Source organism: Rhizobacter sp. P2_H2 (genome assembly GCF_056403375.1).
In genome coordinates this window covers 1-3,149 of the sequence record NZ_JBFUFP010000647.1, presented here as the reverse complement: position 1 = coordinate 3,149, position 3,149 = coordinate 1, and the positions used below count along the sequence as shown (strand labels likewise).

Annotated in this window: 3 protein-coding genes; 2 read left to right on the top strand and 1 reads right to left on the bottom strand. The window is 66.1% G+C overall.

Annotated features, from left to right (window positions below):
- Positions 1-1,357: IPT/TIG domain-containing protein (locus AC1D15_RS24005; RefSeq protein ID WP_477827945.1), on the top strand; the 1,357-nt coding region annotated here is incomplete at its 5' end.
- A gap of 13 nt (positions 1,358-1,370) precedes the next feature.
- Here the strand turns inward: AC1D15_RS24005 and AC1D15_RS24000 are convergent.
- A complete protein-coding gene (locus AC1D15_RS24000; RefSeq protein WP_477827944.1) occupies positions 1,371-2,495 on the bottom strand; it encodes a hypothetical protein in 1,125 nt (374 codons plus the stop codon).
- A gap of 210 nt (positions 2,496-2,705) precedes the next feature.
- On the opposite strand from AC1D15_RS24000, the gene AC1D15_RS23995 reads away from it, so the two are divergent.
- Positions 2,706-3,149 (top strand): hypothetical protein (locus AC1D15_RS23995; protein ID WP_477827943.1); only part of this gene is annotated, 444 nt, incomplete at its 3' end.

Below are 3,149 nucleotides of genomic sequence, written 5' to 3'. Positions count from 1 at the left end.
GACCGATGCCGTGCTTCCGGTGACGCTGAACAAGCACCTGCCCGAGATCTACACGACCTGGCCCGCCACGATCGTGGCAGGGCAGCCGGCCACCGTGCGCGTGACCGGACGCGGCCTGTCGCAGTTGTCCGGCGTCGGCCGCATCCAGGTGGCAGGCGCTGCCGGCGTCACCSGCACCGTCACCAGCGATCGCGAAGCCGTGCTCGAGATCCCGGCGCTGGCGGCGGGCCGTGCGAAGGTGTCGGTGACCAACGCTGCGGGCTTCGCGGCCTGGAGCGGTGCCATCGGCGTCGCGACGCGGGGTGTGCTGCCGGCGAGCACGGCGGCCAACGCCGGCGAGAAACGCTCGGCGCTGTTCGACCCCACGCGCAATGCGCTGTACGCCATCAACCTCGATCAGAACACCTTGGTGCGATTCCGCTATGCGGGCGGCCAGTGGCAGGTCGACGGGCTGCCGGTGGCGGCCATCGGCGACCTGGCGATGTCACCGGACCGGCAGACGCTGTACGTGGGTTCGGGCACGCGCAACCTGCTCGCCGTCGATGCGGACACGCTGCAGGTGAAGAACACCTACCCGCTGCCGGCGCAGATGGATGGGTCGGTGTCGCCTTCGAAGTACTTCACGCGCGGCATGGCGACCACCAGCGACATGCGCCTGTGGTTCGGCGGCAGCCAGTGGTCGAACATGGGCTACTTCGACATGCTCAGCGGCAGCTACGGGGTGCAGCCGATCCCCGGCTCGAACTTCAGCCTCTACTCGCCGGAGTTCTACGCGCCGGGCGATGGCTCGAAGCTGTTCGTGCTGAACCCGCCGATGCTGTCGCCGAGGTTGCCCAGCTACCTGTACACGACCGCGACCGAGAGCCTGAGCTCCCCGTCGACGCTGCCCAACCCGTACCGCAGCGTCGCCTACGACGCGACCGGCAGCAGGGCCCTCGTCGATGACGAGACGCTCTACGACGGCGTCAACTTCAGCCTGATCGGCACGGCAGTCATCAGCTCGGCCATCGGCACCAATGCCGTCATCTCCCCCGACGGCACGCGGCTGTACCGGCTGGTCACGGCCAACAACAACAGCCTGGTCGTCGACCACATCGACGTGTACGACACCACCCAGGTGCAGCCGGGCACCTCGGCGCTGGTGAAGCTGAGCCAGATCGCCGTGACGACGCAGGCGCTGGATTGCGGAGCGCAGCCGGCCTACGGCTGCGACGTGCGAGGCGCCTTCGTGATCAGCCCGCTGGGCGACACGCTGTTCTGGGTCGGCAACCAGCGGCTCGTGGTGTACCCGATTCCGAGTGCACTGTCGGGGATCCAGTCCGCGTCGCCGCGCTTGCTCAAGGCGGCGAGCCGCTGACTCGCCAGGTCCCTCACACCCAGCTGGCCACTTCCTGGAGCAACAGGCCGATGAACTGACGCTGCTTGCCGATGTTCTCTTCTCGAGCGATTTCCTGGACGTCGTCGGACCACCGCCTCTGGAGCCACTCTCTCGCCCTGCCGGTTTCACGGATCACCAACTGGTAGATCTCGTCTTCGTTCAGCAGCTTCACGTACCGGTCTTCGGGATTGCCGCTGGCCAGCATCTCTCCAATTCGCTGGCCATCCTTCTTGTGGAAGATGGTCGGCGGACCCTCCACCGTGCGCTGTTCTGAGTGTGCGGTGAACTCCTGCACCTGGGTCCGCCTCACCTTGCCCAGCCCTGCCGAGAAAAGCACCAACTCCGGTTCACCGCGCCCGCCGTCCTTCTTGACGAGATAGCCGTCGCTGCCCGGATGCATCGCCTTGACGCCCCTGGCCTCGACGTCGCCGTTCCCGCCGAAGGACTTCAGGCCCTGGTGACTGAGGGTGCCGTCCAGGTGCTCCCAATCCTCGAACTGCTTGACGACCAGAGGAGCCCTGGCCTTGAAGGTGTGCAGGAACTGCTTCGATCCTTCTCCTTCGAACTTGATGGCAGCCGCTTGCAGGCTGAACTCTTCGTCGAAAGAGAACCATGCCGGCGCATTCGGCACCAGCACCACGGTCTCTTCGTCGCCCAGCGTGAAGCGTGCGGCCGTGGTGCCATGAACCAGCACGGTGCCCGCCGGGACGGATGCATCGGCGGCTTTGGGTGCGTGTTCGGACTCGTCCCACAGGTAGCGCTGGCTTGCCAGGTCCCAGACGGCAGTCTTGTCGGTCGTTCCGAGCCGGAACCTCACGACGCCGACTTCGTCGCCCATCGAGCCCTCCACCAGGAACAGCTTCAGGGTGCCGAACACCTCCGGATCGAGGTAGTGATCTTGCTCGCCCTCTTTCACCGGTTTGCGTTGAGCCACCATGGCCGGCCCAAAGATCGCATGCAAGGCCCGGCGCTGCGCCAGCATGCGCGGTGACTGGTTGATGTCGATGTGCGAGGCGGCGCGCTGAACCAGGGCCCCGCTCGGCGCGGACCGGGCAACTGCCTCACCCTCGGCGCGCTGGCGCTGCACGGCTCCGGCATGAACATCACGGGCTTTCATGGCCGCCACGATAGCCATCAAGTCCGCCACCGTACATCAGCCTGGTGCTGATATTGCAGCCTCGTGACACCGAGTGCCGCCCGCCGATGCGCGAACGGGCTCCTTTTGGGCTAAGGTCGCACGCGACACCGCCCCCCGAAATTGGATCCGCGGAGAGTTGAATCGCTGCAGCAGTAAGGCCGATCCGTCTTCGCGAACTGCAGATCGAACATGCCACCTTCGACTCCTCCTCCCGTCGCCAGCGGCCCCACCCACTTCTCCACCGCCGTCTATGGATCGCCACAACAGGCCTTCCAGCGCTTTTGCGAGCTCACGGCCGACATCTGCGACGTGACGATGCTGGGCGATGTAGCCGACTTCCAGGTGGCGACCACCACCTGGCACCTCGCGGGTGCGCTGCTGCTCGAGAACCGATCGAGCACGCTCAAGTACGACAGAACGTCGCTGCACGTCGGACGGGGCATCGACCACTTCCAGGTGGCGRTGTACCTTTCCGGGGGTGCCGAGTTCGTGCAGGCGGAACACGTGCTGCACCAGCGCGCAGGGGACGTCAGCATCATCGACATGGCGCAGCCCAATCAGACCCGCGAACGACCGGGCGCGGATGGGTCGGCGAAAGTGCTGACCTGCATGCTTCCGCGGGTGTTGGTAGCG

Excerpts from the sequence above, each read along its gene's own strand:
- AC1D15_RS24000 (WP_477827944.1), bottom strand. The coding sequence starts at position 2,495 with ATGAAAGCCCGTGATGTTCATGCCGGAGCCGTGCAGCGCCAGCGCGCC.